The 20,281-nt window shown below is 37.6% G+C and carries 15 protein-coding genes and 14 pseudogenes; 18 read left to right on the top strand and 11 right to left on the bottom strand.

Features of this window, described 5'->3' with window-relative positions:
- Nucleotides 1-100: 100 nt before the first annotated feature.
- Together AYJ55_RS08780 and selD are read right to left on the bottom strand one after the other, a co-directional pair.
- A complete protein-coding gene (locus AYJ55_RS08780) occupies nt 101-349 on the bottom strand; it encodes an AIR synthase-related protein (RefSeq protein WP_245677314.1) in 249 nt (82 codons plus the stop codon).
- A gap of 210 nt (nt 350-559) precedes the next feature.
- A pseudogene (gene selD, locus AYJ55_RS08775) lies at nt 560-1,096 on the bottom strand (selenide, water dikinase SelD); the annotation flags it as partial.
- 566 nt (nt 1,097-1,662) lie between these two features.
- Here selD and AYJ55_RS08770 point away from each other — a divergent pair.
- The 9 genes and pseudogenes from AYJ55_RS08770 to pncA form a co-directional block, all read left to right on the top strand.
- Nucleotides 1,663-2,160: pseudogene (locus AYJ55_RS08770) on the top strand (IS256 family transposase); the annotation flags it as partial.
- 86 nt (nt 2,161-2,246) lie between these two features.
- Nucleotides 2,247-3,146, top strand: coding sequence for a transposase family protein (locus AYJ55_RS08765; protein ID WP_063653812.1), 900 nt, complete (start codon nt 2,247-2,249; stop codon nt 3,144-3,146).
- Nucleotides 3,147-3,200: 54 nt separating this feature from the next.
- Nucleotides 3,201-3,491 (top strand): annotated as a pseudogene (locus AYJ55_RS08760) (transposase); the annotation flags it as partial.
- 52 nt (nt 3,492-3,543) lie between these two features.
- A pseudogene (locus tag AYJ55_RS08755) lies at nt 3,544-4,274 on the top strand (IS701 family transposase); the annotation flags it as partial.
- 34 nt (nt 4,275-4,308) lie between these two features.
- The gene (locus AYJ55_RS08750; protein ID WP_063653415.1) at nt 4,309-4,674 is read left to right on the top strand and encodes an IS630 transposase-related protein; all 366 of its coding nucleotides are present in this window, start codon (nt 4,309-4,311) and stop codon (nt 4,672-4,674) included.
- On the top strand, nt 4,598-5,131 hold the full coding sequence (locus AYJ55_RS08745; protein WP_162505291.1) for an IS630 family transposase: 534 nt from the start codon (nt 4,598-4,600) through the stop codon (nt 5,129-5,131). The genes AYJ55_RS08750 and AYJ55_RS08745 overlap by 77 nt, the downstream gene beginning before the upstream one ends.
- Before the next feature lie 23 nt (nt 5,132-5,154).
- Nucleotides 5,155-5,400 (top strand): annotated as a pseudogene (locus AYJ55_RS08740) (transposase); the annotation flags it as partial.
- Nucleotides 5,401-5,605: 205 nt separating this feature from the next.
- Nucleotides 5,606-6,628 (top strand): asparaginase, encoded by a 1,023-nt coding sequence (gene ansA / locus AYJ55_RS08735; RefSeq protein WP_063655606.1) that lies wholly within the window; start codon nt 5,606-5,608, stop codon nt 6,626-6,628.
- Nucleotides 6,629-6,638: 10 nt separating this feature from the next.
- On the top strand, nt 6,639-7,301 hold the full coding sequence (pncA, locus tag AYJ55_RS08730) for a bifunctional nicotinamidase/pyrazinamidase (RefSeq protein WP_162505422.1): 663 nt from the start codon (nt 6,639-6,641) through the stop codon (nt 7,299-7,301).
- Between the two features lie 38 nt (nt 7,302-7,339).
- Here the strand turns inward: pncA and AYJ55_RS08725 are convergent.
- From AYJ55_RS08725 to AYJ55_RS35785, 4 genes and pseudogenes are all read right to left on the bottom strand, one after another.
- Nucleotides 7,340-7,483, bottom strand: a pseudogene (locus AYJ55_RS08725) (YeaC family protein); the annotation flags it as partial.
- A 188-nt stretch (nt 7,484-7,671) separates the two neighbouring features.
- A pseudogene (locus tag AYJ55_RS08720) lies at nt 7,672-7,794 on the bottom strand (DUF1315 family protein); the annotation flags it as partial.
- 41 nt (nt 7,795-7,835) lie between these two features.
- Nucleotides 7,836-8,101: pseudogene (locus AYJ55_RS08715) on the bottom strand (peptide-methionine (R)-S-oxide reductase).
- Entirely contained in the window at nt 8,028-8,201 is a 174-nt protein-coding gene (locus AYJ55_RS35785) for a peptide-methionine (R)-S-oxide reductase (RefSeq protein WP_425393784.1), read from the bottom strand. Before AYJ55_RS35785 ends, AYJ55_RS08715 begins: the two are co-directional and overlap by 74 nt.
- Before the next feature lie 405 nt (nt 8,202-8,606).
- On the opposite strand from AYJ55_RS35785, the gene gapA reads away from it, so the two are divergent.
- Both gapA and AYJ55_RS25475 read left to right on the top strand, forming a co-directional pair.
- Entirely contained in the window at nt 8,607-9,602 is a 996-nt protein-coding gene (gene gapA / locus AYJ55_RS08710) for a glyceraldehyde-3-phosphate dehydrogenase (protein ID WP_063655602.1), read from the top strand.
- Between the two features lie 233 nt (nt 9,603-9,835).
- Nucleotides 9,836-10,483: pseudogene (locus AYJ55_RS25475) on the top strand (hypothetical protein).
- Nucleotides 10,484-10,626: 143 nt separating this feature from the next.
- Here AYJ55_RS25475 and fadR read toward each other — a convergent pair.
- Entirely contained in the window at nt 10,627-11,349 is a 723-nt protein-coding gene (gene fadR / locus AYJ55_RS08705; RefSeq protein ID WP_063655600.1) for a fatty acid metabolism transcriptional regulator FadR, read from the bottom strand.
- Nucleotides 11,350-11,570: 221 nt separating this feature from the next.
- Between fadR and AYJ55_RS28440 the strand changes: the two are divergent.
- Nucleotides 11,571-11,893 (top strand): annotated as a pseudogene (locus AYJ55_RS28440) (IS701 family transposase); the annotation flags it as partial.
- Nucleotides 11,894-12,059: 166 nt separating this feature from the next.
- Here AYJ55_RS28440 and AYJ55_RS08700 read toward each other — a convergent pair.
- The gene (locus tag AYJ55_RS08700) at nt 12,060-12,884 is read right to left on the bottom strand and encodes an IS630 family transposase (RefSeq protein ID WP_074167991.1); all 825 of its coding nucleotides are present in this window, start codon (nt 12,882-12,884) and stop codon (nt 12,060-12,062) included.
- A gap of 71 nt (nt 12,885-12,955) precedes the next feature.
- On the opposite strand from AYJ55_RS08700, the pseudogene AYJ55_RS08695 reads away from it, so the two are divergent.
- The 4 genes and pseudogenes from AYJ55_RS08695 to AYJ55_RS08680 form a co-directional block, all read left to right on the top strand.
- Nucleotides 12,956-13,540 (top strand): annotated as a pseudogene (locus AYJ55_RS08695) (helix-turn-helix domain-containing protein); the annotation flags it as partial.
- 92 nt (nt 13,541-13,632) lie between these two features.
- Nucleotides 13,633-14,604, top strand: coding sequence for a transposase family protein (locus AYJ55_RS08690; protein WP_063655598.1), 972 nt, complete (start codon nt 13,633-13,635; stop codon nt 14,602-14,604).
- Nucleotides 14,568-15,026 (top strand): annotated as a pseudogene (locus AYJ55_RS08685) (integrase core domain-containing protein); the annotation flags it as partial. The gene AYJ55_RS08690 and the pseudogene AYJ55_RS08685, both read left to right, overlap by 37 nt.
- A gap of 88 nt (nt 15,027-15,114) precedes the next feature.
- A complete protein-coding gene (locus AYJ55_RS08680; protein WP_063654070.1) occupies nt 15,115-16,155 on the top strand; it encodes an IS481 family transposase in 1,041 nt (346 codons plus the stop codon).
- Between the two features lie 398 nt (nt 16,156-16,553).
- Here AYJ55_RS08680 and nhaB read toward each other — a convergent pair whose 3' ends face one another.
- Nucleotides 16,554-18,098: a sodium/proton antiporter NhaB gene (gene nhaB / locus AYJ55_RS08675; RefSeq protein WP_063655595.1), complete on the bottom strand. Its 1,545-nt coding sequence runs from the start codon at nt 18,096-18,098 to the stop codon at nt 16,554-16,556.
- A gap of 78 nt (nt 18,099-18,176) precedes the next feature.
- A pseudogene (locus AYJ55_RS08670) lies at nt 18,177-18,515 on the bottom strand (transposase); the annotation flags it as partial.
- 140 nt (nt 18,516-18,655) lie between these two features.
- Between AYJ55_RS08670 and AYJ55_RS08665 the strand changes: the two are divergent.
- Together AYJ55_RS08665 and AYJ55_RS08660 are read left to right on the top strand one after the other, a co-directional pair.
- Entirely contained in the window at nt 18,656-19,021 is a 366-nt protein-coding gene (locus AYJ55_RS08665; protein WP_063653415.1) for an IS630 transposase-related protein, read from the top strand.
- Entirely contained in the window at nt 18,945-19,478 is a 534-nt protein-coding gene (locus AYJ55_RS08660) for an IS630 family transposase (protein ID WP_162505291.1), read from the top strand. The genes AYJ55_RS08665 and AYJ55_RS08660 overlap by 77 nt, the downstream gene beginning before the upstream one ends.
- 22 nt (nt 19,479-19,500) lie before the next feature.
- On the opposite strand, the pseudogene AYJ55_RS32885 reads toward AYJ55_RS08660, so the two are convergent.
- Nucleotides 19,501-20,225 (bottom strand): annotated as a pseudogene (locus AYJ55_RS32885) (IS3 family transposase); the annotation flags it as partial.
- Between the last annotated feature and the right edge of the window lie 56 nt (nt 20,226-20,281).

Here is a 20,281-nt window from a genome sequence, read left to right as displayed (position 1 = left end):
CGATTGCGCTAGAAGATAAATTATTTTGCCAGGCAATTTGTTTGACTTCAGCAATGCTGTTGGTAAAACCGCCATTAATAATCCTTCTGAGGTCCGCAGATCACCATAATATATTGCGTTGTAACGGTGTCATCTGGCCTAAAAAATGGCCGTAACTGGCAAAATTACGTTGGGTTCCACCTGGTACACACCCTTGCTCAATATAACTTTCAATATGAGGTAATTTAGCTATTTGCGAAAAAGCCACCGTCGCCTGTAAATCAGCCGCCCGACAGATTTCAGTTAAATGGCCTAACAAACCAAAACTGGTTACATCGGTCATCGCAGTAACCCCTTCAATATTTGCCAATTCTGAGCCTGACACAAGTTTCGCACCAATAAAAAAACGCTCTATTTTAAAGTTTAATTCAGCATAATATATAAATAGACAAAATCTTATAAATTAAAAGCAACTTATTGTAATTTAAACAAATTTATACGTTTTAGTAACTTGCAAATTAACCATTGCTTTTAAGCCATTTCTGGAATTTTATATTCCTGTGCGAAACTCGTGTAATTAACACATAATCTGAGTCGCTAACCCTTGATGTTCAGGTAACAATAACTTTTTCTTTTCTGCCGTTGTGTGAATACCAATTCCCAATGGTTTAGTTAAAAATAATTGGCTACCCGCAACTGCAGTACTATTCTTTTTTACTTTAGCGGCATTAATAACACCTGTCACGGCAAGACCAAATATCGGTTCTGGCGCATCGATCGAATGACCACCGGCAAGTGATATGCCAGCATCCTGACAAACCATCCGCCCCCCTTCAATCACTTGCTGAGCTATCTCAGCTGGGATTTTATTAATGGGCCAACCTAATATCGCAATCGCCATAATGGGTTTACCGCCCATCGCATAAATATCACTAATTGCATTAGTGGCAGCAATATGCCCAAAATCAATCGGAGAATCCACTATTGGCATAAAAAAATCTGTGGTACTAATAATCCCTACGCCATTGCCAAGATCATAAACAGCAGCGTCATCGTTGGTCTCGTTACCAACCAGCAAACGAGGATCATTAAATTTTTTACGTTCACTATATAACAAGAGTTTCGCACAGACATATAAAGTTCTAAAAATAGCTAAAATAATGTTTTATCCGCAAGATACTAAATAATATAAAATATATATTTATTTCAATAAGTTATATTTGAATTAGCAATTTTTGCGAATTATATATTATGTTGAATTGAACTTAAAAATAACTTGTTTATTTGTCGGTGCGAAACTCGTGTATAAAATGGTCTCCAATATATTTGGCGCAATTTTACAACCGCAACCCGCCCCGTGACTAAATTGGGTTAATTTGATTTCCGATGGCATATTTTTTCCTTTAAAAATAAGTCACAAAATCCTTTATATCCGGTGAAGAACTTTTCATTGTAGGATTAAATTTTGGAGTTCCTAATATAAATGTTTGCTTAAATGTAGTAGATCAGACTTGATCTGACAGTTACCTGTTATTTATACAGTACCTGTCAGGTTAAATTTGATTTAAATCTTTCTCTCTCCAAAGTTGTTTTCCATCGTGTAAAGTTGCCATAGGAGTTCGACCGGGTAGTGTTCAAAAATCTGTGTCATATCTTAAACTCAAAAAAAAAGAGGTATGACATATGAGAAATCAATCATTTAATTTTGAGGAAGCGTTGAAGCAATTACAATCAGGTAAAAATTTACTCGGTACGGATGGAATACTCACACCACTCATAAAACAGCTGACCGAAGCTGCCCTGCAGGCAGAAATAGAACACTACCTATCGACAACGTCAATCGATACGCGTAAAAATGGCTATACTCGAAAAACGGTTAAATCGACATCAGGTCAATTTGAACTGAAAACGCCCAGAGACAGGTCAGGTGCTTTTGAGCCTCAGCTCATTAAGAAAAATCAGACAAAATTATCAGAGGATATTGATAACAAAATCCTATCGTTATTTGCATTAGGCATGAGTTATCGTGATATTCAAAAACATGTTGCAGAATTATATGGACTGGAAATATCAGATGGAGCTATTACGCATATTACTGACAAATTACTCCCTGAATTAAAAGCCTGGCAACAACGCACTCTGGAGGCGCTCTATCCTTTTGTCTGGCTCGATGCCATTCATTAAAATAGTTGCTGAATAGAGAGTTGCATTTTTTGTCACGCTATAGACAATAAAAAGAGGTTTAACTTAGAAAATAACGGTTTGAAATGATCAACAAAGAGCGGTTGTTACGAGATAATCGTTTATGTAAAGCAATCATTGGATTATCAGTCGAAGAATTGAAAAATTTAGCCGCTGAATTTTCAGCTTGTTATTTGATTTATCGGAAAAAGAATCGAAAAGATCACGAGCGGCAGATGGGTGCAGGGCAGAAAGGATTTATCCCAACCCCATTAGATAAACTGCTTTTTATTTTATTGTATTTAAAATGTTATCCGACCTATGATTTGCAAGGACTTCTTTTTGGTTTAGATAGAACACGGGTATGTCGCTGGGTAAAAATATTATTGCCGGTTTTAGAGATGACCTTGGGGCGAGAATGTGTTTTGCCCGCTCGTCAAATTCGCTCTGCTGAGGAATTTTTTCGCGCCTTTCCTGGAGTTAAAGACGTCTTTATTGATGGGACAGAGCGACCTGTCCAAAAGCCTAAGAATCTGCGTCGGCGAAAAAAAATGTATTCGGGAAAGAAAAGACAGACCACTCGAAAAGGGCTTATTATGACTGACGAAACGAGGAAAATTGGATTTATCCCCATGATCAAAAATGGGCGCCGTCACGATAAACGCTTACTCGATAAAGTCGATATAATTCGCCATATTCCCCCTGAGGTAACCATCTGGGCCGATACCGGTTTTCAAGGTATAGATAAACAGCATCCTAATACACAAATCCCAAAAAAAGGAACTCGAAAAAGACCTTTATCGCCTGAACAAAAACAAGAAAATAAAATAATCTCGGGCATCCGTATTACGGTTGAACACGCCATCGCGGGTATCAAGCGCCTCGGTTGTATGACCCAAATTTTACGGAATCGTAGACCCTTTATTGATGATACCTTTTTACTCCTTAGTGCCGGTCTTTGGAATTTCCATCTCAGAACAGCCTAAAATTTACTTCAATCACCGAAATACCCTTATTTCACTATTAAGCAACACGCTTAATGGATTAACAATACGCTAGCTTGGTTACCCGAAGCTCCTTGGCAGCACATCACTTCTACCATGCCTTGTGAATATTGGCCTATTATTCGCGCCAACCGTTGGCTTCTCGGTGAAATGAATCGATTAGCCGCTGATGTGATATTAACCATCTGCCGTGACCTCAATGTCACCCCGGGCGTTTTCACTGCCATCCATACCTGGGGACGAGACCAAAAATGGCATCCGCATATTCATTTTTCAACCACAGCCGGCGGGGTGACTAAAATGCAACTACACGAGTTTCGCAATCTCCAAAAAAGAAGTATAAATTTAAAAAACAAGAAAAAATTAGGGTGTTCATATTTTGTCCGGTTATCCATGCATTAAAAATATCTATAAAACATTCTTACAAGTAAGCAGTGTAAGATACTCTGGTTTGGCATTATCAGAAGTAAGCCCATCGCCTTTATCTCATGACACTGTTAGCCGATGGCTAAAAAGTAGATGTTTTCGACCTAAAGACCTATGGCGATTAGTTCAACCTTCTATAGACAAAAAAAGCCCTTGGGTACTAATAGCTGACGATACACTAATTGCCAAAACACGTAGTAAAAAAATAGAGATGGTTCATTATCAGTATTCAGGTAACGAACATGATGTTATTGCTGGCATAGGTTTAGTTAATTTACGTTGGCATAATCTAACAACTGTTGAATCAATTCCTATTGATTATCGTATTTACTATAAAGATTCTGATGGAAAAACAAAAAACACGCACTTTTCCGAAATGCTCGCACTTGCTAAAAAAAGAGGGATCATAGCAGAAGCGGTAGTGATGGATGCTTGGTATTCTAGCCTGGATAATCTGAAATCAATTCGATCTCATGGTTGGGTCTGGGTAACCACGCTGAGGAAAACAGGATTGTTAACCATAACAAACAACTGAACAAGTTAGACATCTCAGAAGAAGGAACTCCAATACACTTAAGAGGCTACGGTTGGGTGACAGTTTTCAAATTTATAGCCAAAAACGGCCGTATTGATTACAGAGTAACAAACAAAGACAATCCCACCCGTCAATACGTCAAATCTATAGCTAGGCGACTTAATTTTGATTACAAGGTGTGTTATGAGTTATACAATTGATTTTCGACGTAAAGTAATATCTGTAAGGAAAGCCGAAGGTTTAACAATTCGAGAAACTGCGAAACAATTCCGTATTGGAAAAGCGTCTTTAGTACGTTGGCTTAAACGACCAGAGCCAAAAAATTCAACGCCACGTAAGAGGAAGCTCGATAAAAATGCTTTAGCAAAAGATGTGGAACAGTATCCAGATGCTTACCAAAAGGAACGGGCAGAGCGATTCGGTGTTTGTAAAAAGACTATTTGGCAATCCCTTAAAAAGCTGGGATTAACCTATAAAAAAAACTCTATTCCATCCAAAAACCAACGAAAGCGACAGGCTGGCACATCAGCAAAAAAGACAACAGTATGAAAAAAAAGATAAATCTGTTGTTTTTATTGATGAAAGTGGTTTTTCACATGACACTCCACGAACTCACGGCTATTCCCCAAAAGGTCACCGTTGTTTTGGCCTGAAAAACTGGGGTGCTAAGGGAAGAACAAATGTTATTGGCGCTTTATTGGGAACAACCCTGTTTGCTATCGGATTATTTGATTGCAATATTAATCGTGATGTTTTTTATGTTTGGATCACAAAAATATTGCTCCCAGAACTTCCTGAAAATTCTGTTATTTTTATGGACAACGCTAGCTTTCACAAAGGTAAGAATATTGAACAGGCAATTATAAACGCAGGACACCAGATAGAATATTTGCCTGTGTATTCACCAGATTTAAATCCTATAGAACATAAATGGTCTCAAGCTAAACGTAAAAAGATGGAAACAGGATGCACTATCGATGACCTGTTTTTAATACATATGCTGTAATCAAAATTAAGTCGCCTAGCTATATCATGGATGCCCGTTGGTCTGTTGAAGTTTATCATCGAGAAGTTAAACAAAATTGTGGTATTGAACGCTGTCAGGCTCGCACGAGCCGAGCGCAAAGAAATCATATTTTTCTCGCTATTTCTGCGTGGTTTGAACAACATAAACGCCGTATATCTGAAAAAATAACCCTTTATCAACAAAATTGGGACGTAATCAAAAATGCTATTGCTGAGCAGATCAGGGGGTTATTAGTATACCCAAATTAGGTTTGTGCGAAACTCGTGCAGTGTATGAATGATCCACAAAATCGCTACGTATTTTGTTTAAATTGGGTGAAGTTTATTAATAAATAGCCATCACATTGTTCAACTCTAGCGCCCATTTATATTAATATCCCACAGATTTTATTAGCTAACTACTTTATAATTCTTTAAATTTATCAATTTTCACTTATTTCGTTAGGTAAAGAGAATGGAAAAAAAATCCATCTATGTCGTTTACACAGGCGGCACTATTGGCATGCAATATTCCACCCATGGATACGTACCAGCTTCAGGGCACCTACAAAAACAACTGACCAGCATGCTAGAATTTCATCGGGCTGAAATGCCAAATTTCACTATTCGGGAACATAATCCTTTAATTGATTCCGCTAATATGACACCACAAGATTGGCAGTGCATTGCGGATGATATTAGTGATAATTATGAAAACTATGATGGTTTTGTTATTCTACATGGTACCGATACGATGGCATTTACCGCATCTGCACTCTCATTTATGTTTGATAACCTAGATAAGCCGATTATCGTGACAGGGTCACAAATACCACTGGAAGCGTTAAGATCAGATGGCCAAACTAATCTTCTTAATGCCTTCTGCTTGGCGGCAAATTACCCTATCAATGAAGTGACGCTGTTTTTTAATAACAAATTATTTAGGGGTAACCGTACCGTCAAATCACATGCTGATGGTTTTGATGCCTTTACTTCTCCTAATTGTCCACCATTGATTGATGCGGGTATTCATATCCGTTGTTTACAAAGCTGTCCATTGCCAAAAAATGACGGCAATTTCAGCAGCCATAAAATCACACCTCAACCCATTGGGGTTGTTACTATTTATCCTGGGATTTCAGTACAAAGTATCGAAAACATCTTATTGCAACCCACCAAAGCACTTATTCTTCGTTCTTACGGTGTTGGTAATGCGCCTTCTCAAGCTGAGTTGTTAAAATGCCTTGAAAAGGCCTGTCAACAAGATATTATCGTCATTAATTTGACACAATGCCTCTCTAGACGAGTTAACATGAATGGGTATGCAACCGGGCATGTATTAGCCAAAGTTGGTGTTATTAGTGGTTATGATATGACTTTTGGGGCAACCCTTACCAAGCTTCATTATTTACTTAGTCAATCCTTATCTTCAAATGATATTCGTACGCTGATGCAAAAAAATTTGCGCGGTGAACTTAGCTATAGTGACAATTATTAAGGACAACATAATGACTAATACTGCATTATTGCTGGTCGATCTGCAAAATGACTTTTGTAAAGGGGGCGCCCTGGAAGTATTAGATAGTGAAAATGTTATTAGTATAGCTAATAATGTTATCACCTACTGCCAGCAACAAAATATCGTTATTATTGCCAGCCAGGATTGGCATCCTGCTGATCACTTAAGTTTTGCTGTCAACTCAGGAACTCAGGTAGGCACAGAGGGGAAACTTAATGGCCTACACCAAATTTGGTGGCCAGTTCATTGTGTACAACATCAGAAAGGAGCACAATTCCATCCAGCACTTAATCAGTCAGCCATCCAGGCAATTTTTCAAAAAGGGGTGAATGCCACAATTGATAGTTATAGTGCTTTTTTTGATAATGATCATCAACATGCAACTCAGTTAGATCGTTGGCTAACAGAAAAACAAATCAAATATCTATACATTATGGGGTTAGCAACAGATTACTGCGTAAAATTTACCGTCCTTGATGCAGTGCAACTAGGTTATCAAGTAACGGTTATCCAAGATGGTTGTAGGGGCGTTAATCTTCATCCAGAAGATAGTCATAACGCATTACAAGAAATGGTATTAGCTGGTGCTAAATTAATAACATCTTCTGATTTGCTCACGCAATCTATGATTGTAACTCATACTCTTAGCTAAGGACGAGCAATCTATTATTAACATCGAATAAATTTTGGTTAGTGCTGCTGTTCACTATCAAACAATCGCTTTAGCTCATCTTTTGTTTTCAAAATGATATTCCCATTGGTGCCCACCGTCATATGCTGAGCATCATGATTATGCCTAGCCTGCCAAAGCATAATAGCTTGCAGACTATTTTCCACGAGTTTCGCACAGGCATATAAAATTCCAGAAATGGCTTAAAAGCAATGGTTAATTTGCAAGTTACTAAAACGTATAAATTTGTTTAAATTACAATAAGTTGCTTTTTATTTATAAGATTTTGTCTATTTATATATTATGCTGAATTAAACTTAAAAATAGAGTGTTTTTTTATTGGTGCGAAACTCGTGTTTTCTTTTTGCTCGGGCGTTAACGCAACACCATCAGGCCACTTCCCCAACTCAACGGCAGTCAGCAATCGTTGATAAATGTCGACTGTCATCAAATTAACCAGATCATTAAGTTCCATATTTCATCCCTTCTCTATTTTTATCGTCGTGTAAACCTTACTTAACCCTCAGTTACTTCGCCAGATTGTTGAACAGTAAAACTTAATGCAACAGAATTAATACAATAACGTTGCCCAGTCGGTTGGGGGCCATCGGCAAAACATGGCCTAAATGTGCGTTACAGTGACGGCAACGCACTTCTATCCGCTGCATACCGTGGGAAAAATCATCAACATAACTGACGGCTTGATCATTAACTCGGTTGATAAAAACTTGGCCAACCACAGCCAGTATAAAATTTTGTTTGTGATAGAAAAAGCGGCGCATGGCAACAGAGACAGTAATAAATACCTTCTCGTTGATTATGTAATAATTTACCTGAAAAAGGTGGCTCTGTTCCGGCTTCTTGAGTGACATGATGTTGCATTTTATTAAGTTTATTTGACTTAATGCGTTTATGTTCTTTTTCAGTCAGTAAGAAAGCTTTCCTTATTTTCTAGTAAAAGTAATTATATTCATATGATGAGCAAAAGTTAACACTAAACCATCTCAATTATTTTTAACCCGGTAAACAGGGTCTTTTTAGTCTGATTTGTGATATAATTCACATATATTAGCAATATTCACTTTAAATCTCCTTATCCAAAACGATAATAGTGAATCAAAACATTGACCTTAAGCTTGTTGGCAAACATACAAAAGGTGCTTTATATGTCAATTTTTCTGGTAATTGACATTATTCCGCTTGACGGATGGCAAGGTTTTGGTAACGATAGAAACAATATTGAATTCTTTTAAATTAAATAAAATATAGCTAGCTGGTGGAAATACTATGACTATCAAAGTAGGTATTAATGGTTTCGGTCGTATTGGCCGTATTGTTTTTCGTGCTGCCCAAGAGCGTAAAGATATCGAAATCGTAGCAATCAATGATTTATTAGATGCCAATTATATGGCCTATATGCTGAAATATGACTCAACCCATGGCCGCTTCAACGGTACTGTCGAAGTTAAAGATGGTCACCTGGTGGTTAATGGTAAAACTATTCGCTGCACGGCAGAAAAAGATCCTGCTAACTTGAAATGGAATGAAGTTGGTGTCGATGTGATTGCGGAAGCAACAGGTATTTTCTTAACTGATGAAACAGCACGCAAACATATTGCGGCGGGCGCTAAAAAAGTCGTTTTAACTGGTCCCTCTAAAGATGATACCGCAATGTTTGTGATGGGCGTTAATCATAGCACCTATAGTGGTCAAGATATTGTTTCTAATGCCTCTTGTACCACAAACTGCTTAGCCCCGTTAGCGAAAGTTATCAATGATAAATTTGGTATCATTGAAGGTCTGATGACCACCGTCCATGCAACGACTGCCACGCAAAAAACCGTTGATGGACCTTCAGCTAAAGATTGGCGTGGTGGACGTGGTGCTTCACAAAACATCATTCCTTCATCAACCGGCGCCGCTAAAGCTGTCGGTAAGGTTATTCCTGAATTGAACGGCAAATTAACCGGTATGGCTTTCCGTGTTCCAACCCCGAATGTCTCAGTTGTTGACTTAACCGTTCGTTTGAATAAACCTGCCACTTATATAGAAATTTGCCAGGCGATCCAACAGGCAGCAAATGGTGAATTAAAAGGCATTCTTGGTTACACTGAAGATGATGTTGTTTCCACAGACTTTAATGGCGACAAACTAACATCAATTTTTGATGCTAAAGCAGGTATTGCCTTAAACGACAGTTTTGTAAAATTAGTAGCCTGGTACGATAATGAAACCGGTTATTCAAATAAAGTTTTAGATTTAATTGCCCATATTGCTAAATAAATAGCGTAATTACTCGCTTCAAGCCGCGCCGCCATCAATGGCGGCTTTTTTCATTCTGGCATATAATCCAACGATATCACGAGTTTCGCACCAATAAAAAAACGCTCTATTTTTAAGTTTAATTCAGCATAATATATAAATAGACAAAATCTTATAAATAAAAAGCAACTTATTGTAATTTAAACAAATTTATACGTTTTAGTAACTTGCAAATTAACCATTGCTTTTAAGCCATTTCTGGAATTTTATATGCCTGTGCGAAACTCGTGACAATTTCATCCTATATTACGCTTCGACAGCTCGATGAACTTCCAGTCATTATTGTTTTTCATCTTAAGTGAGTGCCGCAGTCAGTCTGCAGGGAGCACAGCTACTTAGCTGACAGCCCGAGGGGGAAGAAGCCTGTTTGTTTATGGTTGAGAAAAATAGTCTATTTCGAAAAAATACCGCTATCCGCGGCGGAATTCCTATCTGCTGGCCATGGTTTGGCCTGATCGCTCACCCTAACACTTTCTGATAATGAAATGACAAAAAAGGTATGGCCACATGAATTTACCTTAATAATGCGCTTAAAACTAGCAGCGACCTGCGAAATTGAATTTGAATATTATGGTACTGAGCCTGCCACCTTGGTGTATGATAAAAATTGGCAACGTATTTTATAAATACACCATTACCATCATAGCGACATAGTATGTTGGAACCCGGGCGCTGAACTATCCAGTACCATAAAAGATATAACCAGCGATGGTTACAAAAAAATGCTATGTCTAGAAACAGCCCATATTAGCCAGCCAATGCAACCAGCAAGTGAAAAACCTGCCCGCATGTCATTAACCTTAGGTGTGCGTAGCAACAAGATGCAAGACGTAATGTTATAGCTTTGCGATTTTTATGCAGAAATAATAATCAAAATTGTTAAAGTTTATTAGCATTTTACACTAATAACCGCTATCTCAATTAACGCCCTCACTTTTGATGAGGGAATAAAAATAGGCTGATAGCGCATTAACTAGCAACGAGTTTAACGTAATTCAGACAAATTATTTATCATATTGTCTTTATCTTTCATCTCACTCCAAATATTACCACTATCTTTGCCATAACTACGAACCCGATCTAGCACCAGATCATTGTTTTCTTGTTCACATATTTTGGCTAAATCATGGTAGAAACAGCAAGCAAGCTGACGCGCCTTAGGATCAGAAAAATAGTAACAGCCAACGCGGGTATATAATCCTTTCAAACCATTTAGGATTAAGCCATAGATAGGATTACCAGAGACAAATGCGAGTCCACGAAAAATATTATAATCAACTGTACAAAATGCTTCAGAACAATCTTCTATATTCTCTCTTATTGATAATATCTCTAATGATTTTGATTTACTTTTACGAAAGGCAGTTCGAATAAAAATAGCTGAAATATTGGTTCTAACAGATAACAAATCTTCAATCAGTTTTGGTGCTCCACTGTGATCTAACCGCACCACCGTTTCTAAAATATTAAGTCCTGAGGTTTCCCAAAAATTGTTTACTTTAGTTGGTTTTCCATGTTGAATAGTTAGCCAACCGTCTCTGGCAAGCCGCTGTAAAACTTCTCGTAATGTTGTTCTCGTTACCCCAATTAACTCCGATAGCTCACGCTCAGCGGGTAAAATTGAACCCGGCGGAAAATGGTTATTCCAAATACTTTCAACAATATACTCTTCTGCAAAATTAGCCGGACTTTGCGCTCTAATAATCATTTTTTTCTCTACCTAAAACAAATTTTTGCCATTAATAAAACGAGATAATATCAGAATGAAAAAGTTTGAGGTAGCCGAGTTATTAAGAAATACTAATCTGACCATAAAGACTTAATGCGATTTGTCGTTAATTAGGAAATCGTTCTTTTAATCACGAGTTTCGCAATCTCCAAAAAAGAAGTATAAATTTAAAAACAAGAAAAAATTAGGGTGTTCATATTTTGTCCGGTTATCCATGCATTAAAAATATCTATAAAACATTCTTACAAGTAAGCAGTGTAAGATACTCTGGTTTGGCGTTATCAGAAGTAAGCCCATCGCTTTTATCTCATGACACTGTTAGCCGATGGCTAAAAAGTAGATGTTTTCGACCTAAAGACTTATGGCGATTAGTTAAACCTTCTATAGACAAAAAAGCCCTTGCGTACCAATTGCCGATGATACATTGATTGCCAAAACACGTAGTAAAAAAATAGAGATGGTCCATTATCAATATTCAGGTAATGAACATGATGTTATTGCTGGCATAGGTTTAGTTAATTTACTTTGTAGTAGCTCAGACTTGATCTGACAGTTACCGGTTATTTATACAGTACCTGTCAGGTTAAATTTGATTTAAATATTTTGTATTAGTCTTAACTTAATCTGACAATTCTGATTTAAAAAAGAGCGTTACCGGTTTTAATTATAGCTAGGCGACTTAATTTTGATTACAGCATATGTATTAAAAACAGGTCATCGATAGTGCATCCTGTTTCCATCTTTTTACGTTTAGCTTGAGACCATTTATGTTCTATAGGATTTAAATCTGGTGAATACACAGGCAAATATTCTATCTGGTGTCCTGCGTTTATAATTGCCTGTTCAATATTCTTACCTTTGTGAAAGCTAGCGTTGTCCATAAAAATAACAGAATTTTCAGGAAGTTCTGGGAGCAATATTTTTGTGATCCAAACATAAAAAACATCACGATTAATATTGCAATCAAATAATCCGATAGCAAAAAGGGTTGTTCCCAATAAAGCGCCAATAACATTTGTTCTTCCCTTAGCACCCCAGTTTTTCAGGCCAAAACAACGGTGACCTTTTGGGGAATAGCCGTGAGTTCGTGGAGTGTCATGTGAAAAACCACTTTCATCAATAAAAACAACAGATTTATCTTTTTTTTCATACTGTTGTCTTTTTTGCTGATGTGCCAGCCTGTCGCTTTCGTTGGTTTTTGGATGGAATAGAGTTTTTTTTTTATAGGTTAATCCCAGCTTTTTAAGGGATTGCCAAATAGTCTTTTTACAAACACCGAATCGCTCTGCCCGTTCCTTTTGGTAAGCATCTGGATACTGTTCCACATCTTTTGCTAAAGCATTTTTATCGAGCTTCCTCTTACGTGGCGTTGAATTTTTTGGCTCTGGTCGTTTAAGCCAACGTACTAAAGACGCTTTTCCAATACGGAATTGTTTCGCAGTTTCTCGAATTGTTAAACCTTCGGCTTTCCTTACAGATATTACTTTACGTCGAAAATCAATTGTATAACTCATAACACACCTTGTAATCAAAATTAAGTCGCCTAGCTATAACATCATTAGATAATTAAATAAAAGGTAATTCTATGTATCAAACAAATAATCCTATCATCAAACATAAAGTCGGGTTACTTAACCTCGCTGAAGAGCTTAATAACGTCTCAAAAGCCTGTAAGATTATGGGGGTATCCCGAGATACGTTTTATCGCTACCAGGAACTTGTTAACGATGGTGGGATAGACGCTTTAATTAATCAAAATCGATGGGTGCCTAACGTAAAAAATAGAGTAGATGAACAGATTGAAAGCGCTGTAGTTGAGTATGCCATTGAATACCCTGCACACGGTCAACACCGCAGTAGTAATGAACTAAGAAAAAAAGGCATTTTTGTTTCGGGGAGTGGCGTTCGCTCTATTTGGCTGCGTCATAATCTCGAAAATTTTACAAAACGCCTAAAAGCGCTTGAAGATAAAATCGCAACAGAAGGAATTATCCTGTCAGAATCACAAATCAGTGCTCTAGAAAAGAAAGCGCAAGATGATGAAGCCTGTGGTGAGATTGAAACAGCGCATCCAGGTTATCTGGGTTCACAAGATACTTTTTATGTCGGTCATTTAAAAGGCGTTAGTCGTGTTTATCAACAAACTTACATTGATACTTACAGTAAAGTCGTTCATTAAAATAGTTGCTGAATAGAGACTTGCATTTTTTGTCACGCTATAGACAATAAAAAGAGGTTTAACTTAGAAAATAACGGTTTGAAATGATCAACAAAGAGCGGTTGTTACGAGATAATCGTTTATGTAAAGCAATCATTGGATTATCAGTCGAAGAATTGAAAAATTTAGCCGCTGAATTTTCAGCTTGTTATTTGATTTATCGGAAAAAGAATCGAAAAGATCACGAGCGGCAGATGGGTGCAGGGCAGAAAGGATTTATCCCAACCCCATTAGATAAACTGCTTTTTATTTTATTGTATTTAAAATGTTATCCGACCTATGATTTGCAAGGACTTCTTTTTGGTTTAGATAGAACACGGGTATGTCGCTGGGTAAAAATATTATTGCCGGTTTTAGAGATGACCTTGGGGCGAGAATGTGTTTTGCCCGCTCGTCAAATTCGCTCTGCTGAGGAATTTTTTCGCGCCTTTCCTGGAGTTAAAGACGTCTTTATTGATGGGACAGAGCGACCTGTCCAAAAGCCTAAGAATCTGCGTCGGCGAAAAAAAATGTATTCGGGAAAGAAAAGACAGACCACTCGAAAAGGGCTTATTATGACTGACGAAACGAGGAAAATTGGATTTATCCCCATGATCAAAAATGGGCGCCGTCACGATAAACGCTTACTCGATAAAGTCGATATAATTCGCCATATTCCCCCTGAGGTAACCATCTGGGCCGATACCGGTTTTCAAGGTATAGATAAACAGCATCCTAATACACAAATCCCAAAAAAAGGAACTCGAAAAAGACCTTTATCGCCTGAACAAAAACAAGAAAATAAAATAATCTCGGGCATCCGTATTACGGTTGAACACGCCATCGCGGGTATCAAGCGCCTCGGTTGTATGACCCAAATTTTACGGATGATGATACCTTTTTACTCCTTAGTGCCGGTCTTTGGAATTTCCATCTCAGAACAGCCTAAAATTTACTTCCAATCACCGAAAAATACCCTTATTTCACTATTAAGCAACACGCTTATTGTAAGCTTTACACAACAAAAAGCGCGATAACGGCGGCAGATTTATTAAATGACAAGGTTCTCCCTTTTTATTCCCAGCATGGGTTACCAGTGTTACGTATACTGACGGACAGAGGCAGTAAGTATTGTGGTAAAGTTGAACATCACGATTATCAACTTTATCTCGCTATCAATGATATTGATCATACAAAAACTAAAGCTCGTTCATCTCAAACTAATGGGATTTGTGAACGCTTTCATAAAACTGTATTACAAGAGTTCTATCAGGTGGCTTTTCGTAAGAAAATCTATAGGGCTTTAGATGAATTACAAGCTGATTTAGATAAATGGTTAGCGGAATATAATAACCAACGCACTCATCAAGGAAAAATGTGTTGCGGTCGAACTCCTATGGCAACTTTACACGATGGAAAACAACTTTGGAGAGAGAAAGATTTAAATCAAATATATTAGTCTTAACTTAATCCGACAATTCTGATTTAAAAAAGAGCGTTACCGGTTTTAATTAACATCATTAGATAATTAAATAAAAGGTAATTCTATGTATCAAACAAATAATCCTATCATCAAACATAAAGTCGGGTTACTTAACCTCGCTGAAGAGCTTAATAACGTCTCAAAAGCCTGTAAGATTATGGGGGTATCCCGAGATACGTTTTATCGCTACCAGGAACTTGTTAACGATGGTGGGATAGACGCTTTAATTAATCAAAATCGACGGGTGCCTAACGTAAAAAATAGAGTAGATGAACAGATTGAAAGCGCTGTAGTCGAGTATGCGATTGAATACCCTGCACACGGTCAACACCGCAGTAGTAATGAACTAAGAAAAAAAGGCATTTTTGTTTCGGGGAGTGGCGTTCGCTCTATTTGGCTGCGCCATAATCTCGAAAATTTTACAAAACGCCTAAAAGCGCTTGAAGATAAAATCGCAACAGAAGGAATTATCCTGTCAGAATCACAAATCAGTGCTCTAGAAAAGAAAGCGCAAGATGATGAAGCCTGTGGTGAGATTGAAACAGCGCATCCAGGTTATCTGGGTTCACAAGATACTTTTTATGTCGGTCATTTAAAAGGCGTTGGTCGTGTTTATCAACAAACTTACATTGATACTTACAGTAAAGTCGTTCATTGTAAGCTTTACACAACAAAAAGCGCTATAACGGCGGCAGATTTATTAAATGACAAGGTTCTCCCTTTTTATTCCCAGCATGGGTTACCGGTGTTACGTATACTGACGGACAGAGGCAGTGAGTATTGTGGTAAAGTTGAACATCACGATTATCAACTTTATCTCGCTATCAATGATATTGATCATACAAAAACTAAAGCTCGTTCACCTCAAACTAATGGGATTTGTGAACGCTTTCATAAAACTGTATTACAAGAGTTCTATCAGGTGGCTTTTCGTAAGAAAATCTATAGGGCTTTAAATGAATTACAAGCTGATTTAGATAAATGGTTAGCGGAATATAATAACCAACGCACTCATCAAGGAAAAATGTGTTGCGGTCGAACTCCTATGGCAACTTTACACGATGGAAAACAACTTTGGAGAGAGAAAGATTTAAATCAAATTTAACCTGACAGGTACTGTATAAATAACCGGTAACTCTCAGATCAAGTCTGAGCTACTACAGTTTTTGAATTGTGACTAATTTAGACATAATTATTTCTCTGTAGATAAACGAATGATTAGGGTTATTTGGGAATTAAAAAAGAGGATGAATTTAAACTGAGATTTCAGTCAAAATTAGGTAAAACTAGAATTCACTATGAGCTGTAAGTAATTGATTTATAGTGAGTGAAATTGCTTGTTTTCGCGTGTAAATGCGTATATTAAATGAGCGATATTTTTGTAATTGATTGATGTTTAGATATTTTATTTTTTATGAGTTTCTATTTAGCCGATAGTTTTTGTTTTAAATGACAGGGGAATGCTATTATTTTCAAATAAATAATGGCATTATTAATAAAAAGTTATTTAGCTATATTTATCAAGCCTAATGAAGCGAACCACCCTGTTACCGGGATCAACCATAGTTCTATGGCTAGTAAACCGACTAACGTCATAACAATAGTATAAGGTAAAGCCATGATAACCATTCGACCATATGAAAGGCGAATAAGTGGTGAAAGCGCTGAAGTTAATAAAAACAGAAAAGCAGCTTGACCGTTTGGCGTTGCGACTGAAGGTAAATTAGTCCCCGTATTAATGGCAACTGCCAGATATTCATATTGTTGACGTGATATTAATCCCGCTTTTAACGCACTCATCGCTTCATTTATATAGACGGTGCCCACAAAAACATTGTCTGAAATTGCAGAAAGTAACCCATTGAATAAATAAAATAAAACAAGTTGCGATGATTCTGAAGACTGTAATACAAATTGAATAAATGGCGTAAAAAGATGTTGATCGATAATGACTGCTACAATTGAGAAAAATACCGTTAATAAGGAGGTAAAGGGTAAAGCTTCTTCAAATGCTTTGCCAATGGTGTGCTCATCAGTGATGCCGCAAAATGAGGTTATTAAGATTATTACAGATAAACCAATTAAGCCGACTTCTGCAAGATGGAAAGCTAAAGCAATAATTAACCAAACGCCTACTAATGCTTGACTTATTAGTTGCAATTTTTCTCGCCGATCCCGTTCTCTGCTGGCTTTTTTATCGTGGATTTGCAGAATATGGTGGACACTTTCAGGTAATTCAGCGCCGTAACCAAATAATTTAAAACGTTCGACGCAATAGCAAATAATTAAGCCGCAGACAAATACCGGTAACGTCACCGGGATCATATGTAAGAAAAAATTACTAAAATTCCAGCCAACATATTTAGCAATAATTAAATTTTGTGGCTCACCAACCATTGTCATTACGCCACCTAATGCAGTGCCAATGCCGGCGTGCATCATTAGACTACGTAAAAAAGCCCGAAATTGTTCAAGGATCTGGCCTTTTTCGGTCATGTCAGCGTTATTTTCCGGCGGAAGAAGCGCTTTCTGGCTGGATACATAGCTATGATAAATAGAATAAAAACCAACGGCTACACTTATCACAACGGCAATAACTGTTAGCGCGTCTAAAAAGGCGGAAAGGAAAGCGCTTGCTAGGCAGAAAGCCAGTGAGAGTACACGTTTAGAATGTATTGACAGTAATAATTTTGTGAAAGCAAATAACAGCAATTGTTTCATGAAATAAATACCTGCAACCATAAAAATCAATAGCAATATCACTTCAATGTTATTAGCAATTTCATGACTTACTTGTTGCGGTGTAGTCATCCCAATTACTACCGCTTCAATAGCAAGTAATCCGCCAGGCTGTAGTGGGTAGCATTTTAGCGCCATGGCAAGGGTAAAAATAAATTCAGCAATCAATAACCAACCGGCAATAAAAGGGTTAACGAAAAAAAAGCACAGCGGGTTGATTATCAAGAAGAAAATAATGGTCAATTTGTACCATTCAGGGGAATTACCAAGGAAATTTTTTAACATAATTTGTCTGATATTTATATTCATTATTACTTGCTTTCCTTCACTAGTATATAAGTAAAATTGACTAACGTGAGGGTGTTCATAATTCTGTGTCAGGGGATTTTATATTTTGATTATACCATCTAGGCGCCCTTTAAAATAGATGGACAATTGAGCAATGGTTAACGCCCAGTTACTAATCGGCATAGTCCATTTGTTGGATACCTGATTGATGCCAATATAGAGTAATTTTAATAATCTGTTTTCATTAGGAAAAGCCCCTTTGGTTTTAGTTAATTTCCTAAACTGCCGATGAACCGCCTCTACTGCATTGGTCATATAAATGGGTTTTCTAATGGCTTTAGGGTATCGAAAATAAGCACTGAGCAACTCCCATTTACTTCGCCAGGATTCTAGCACTATCGGGTATTTTTCACCCCATTTCGTTTCCAGTTCATCAAGGGTGTAGTGGTCAACTAAAATTGGCCACCCTACCTGACTGTTCACGGAACAGTCGCTCTGATTCGTTTGGCGTTAATCCACCGTTATACCAGTGAGGTCTTATATAGCTAGGCGACTTAATTTTGATTACAAGGTGTGTTATGAGTTATACAATTGATTTTCGACGTAAAGTAATATCTGTAAGGAAAGCCGAAGGTTTAACAATTCGAGAAACTGCGAAACAATTCCGTATTGGAAAAGCGTCTTTAGTACGTTGGCTTAAACGACCAGAGCCAAAAAATTCAACGCCACGTAAGAGGAAGCTCGATAAAAATGCTTTAGCAAAAGATGTGGAACAGTATCCAGATGCTTACCAAAAGGAACGGGCAGAGCGATTCGGTGTTTGTAAAAAGACTATTTGGCAATCCCTTAAAAAGCTGGGATTAACCTATAAAAAAAACTCTATTCCATCCAAAAACCAACGAAAGCGACAGGCTGGCACATCAGCAAAAAAGACAACAGTATGAAAAAAAAGATAAATCTGTTGTTTTTATTGATGAAAGTGGTTTTTCACATGACACTCCACGAACTCACGGCTATTCCCCAAAAGGTCACCGTTGTTTTGGCCTGAAAAACTGGGGTGCTAAGGGAAGAACAAATGTTATTGGCGCTTTATTGGGAACAACCCTTTTTGCTATCGGATTATTTGATTGCAATATTAATCGTGATGTTTTTTATGTTTGGATCACAAAAATATTGCTCCCAGAACTTCCTGAAAATTCTGTTATTTTTATGGACAACGCTAGCTTTCACAAAGGTAAGAATATTGAACAGGCAATTATAAACGCAGGACACCAGATAGAATATTTGCCTGTGTATTCACCAGATTTAAATCCTATAGAACATAAATGGTCTCAAGCTAAACGTAAAAAGATGGAAACAGGATGCACTATCGATGACCTGTTTTTAATACATATGCTGTAATCAAAATTAAGTCGCCTAGCTATACCACAGCCAGATAGGCCCATCGTGAGCCTGTCCAAATATAGGTTACATCGCCGCACCAAACCTGGTCAGGCTTTGTAACAGCGAACTGCCTATTGAGCAGATTTGGAATATCAATACGTTCATTTCCACCGCGGTTGTATTTATGTTTTCGCTCTTGGCAACTGACGATGATTAATTCTTTCATCAACTTACCCGCTAACCACCGCCCAAGTTTCACGTTGTGTGTATTGGTAACCATCGTGGCGATAGTCCTTGCGCCAGCAGAGCCGCCACTAACGTTCCACGCTTCGCTGACTAGGCTACGTTTTATCGTCCGCTCAATATCTGGCTCCTTAGGCCGACACCAATAGCGATAACTGCTTCGGTGAACATTAAAAATACGACACAAAGTTTTCACCGGATAAAGCACTCTTAGCTTTTCAACTACCGAAAATTTTTCAGTGAGTCGGACATTAAGAGCGCAGTAGCCTTTTTTAAGATGTCATTCTCCATTTTCAGCCGGTGGATTTTTTTCTTCATTTCTCTGAACTCAATTTGTTCAGGTGTTAATGGCAGACCAGGCGATGTTTTCCCTTGACGTTCTAAACGAAGGGCTCTTACCCACCGGCTAATCGCTGAAAGACTGACGTTCATGCCTTTCGCGGCTTCCTGGTAGGTGTAATTTTGGTCAAGGACTAATTTGGCGGTTTCACATTTAAATTCAGCAGTAATTATTTTACTCATTTCGGCACCTATAAAAATTATGAGGTAAGCATATCACCTCAACTTAGGTGGCCAAA

The organism is Candidatus Arsenophonus triatominarum, from assembly GCF_001640365.1.
GTDB lineage: Bacteria > Pseudomonadota > Gammaproteobacteria > Enterobacterales > Enterobacteriaceae > Arsenophonus > Arsenophonus triatominarum.
This window is presented reverse-complemented; position numbering and strand designations above follow the sequence as displayed.

Excerpts from the sequence above, each read along its gene's own strand:
- gapA (WP_063655602.1), top strand. The coding sequence starts at position 8,607 with ATGACTATCAAAGTAGGTATTAATGGTTTCGGTCGTATTGGCCGTATT.
- fadR (WP_063655600.1), bottom strand. The coding sequence starts at position 11,349 with ATGATTATTAGAGCGCAAAGTCCGGCTAATTTTGCAGAAGAGTATATT.
- nhaB (WP_063655595.1), bottom strand. The coding sequence starts at position 18,098 with ATGAATATAAATATCAGACAAATTATGTTAAAAAATTTCCTTGGTAAT.
- AYJ55_RS35785 (WP_425393784.1), bottom strand. The coding sequence starts at position 8,201 with ATGCAACATCATGTCACTCAAGAAGCCGGAACAGAGCCACCTTTTTCA.
- AYJ55_RS08765 (WP_063653812.1), top strand. The coding sequence starts at position 2,247 with ATGATCAACAAAGAGCGGTTGTTACGAGATAATCGTTTATGTAAAGCA.
- AYJ55_RS08750 (WP_063653415.1), top strand. The coding sequence starts at position 4,309 with ATGAGTTATACAATTGATTTTCGACGTAAAGTAATATCTGTAAGGAAA.
- pncA (WP_162505422.1), top strand. The coding sequence starts at position 6,639 with ATGACTAATACTGCATTATTGCTGGTCGATCTGCAAAATGACTTTTGT.
- AYJ55_RS08680 (WP_063654070.1), top strand. The coding sequence starts at position 15,115 with ATGTATCAAACAAATAATCCTATCATCAAACATAAAGTCGGGTTACTT.
- AYJ55_RS08690 (WP_063655598.1), top strand. The coding sequence starts at position 13,633 with ATGATCAACAAAGAGCGGTTGTTACGAGATAATCGTTTATGTAAAGCA.
- ansA (WP_063655606.1), top strand. The coding sequence starts at position 5,606 with ATGGAAAAAAAATCCATCTATGTCGTTTACACAGGCGGCACTATTGGC.
- AYJ55_RS08665 (WP_063653415.1), top strand. The coding sequence starts at position 18,656 with ATGAGTTATACAATTGATTTTCGACGTAAAGTAATATCTGTAAGGAAA.
- AYJ55_RS08700 (WP_074167991.1), bottom strand. The coding sequence starts at position 12,884 with ATGAGTTATACAATTGATTTTCGACGTAAAGTAATATCTGTAAGGAAA.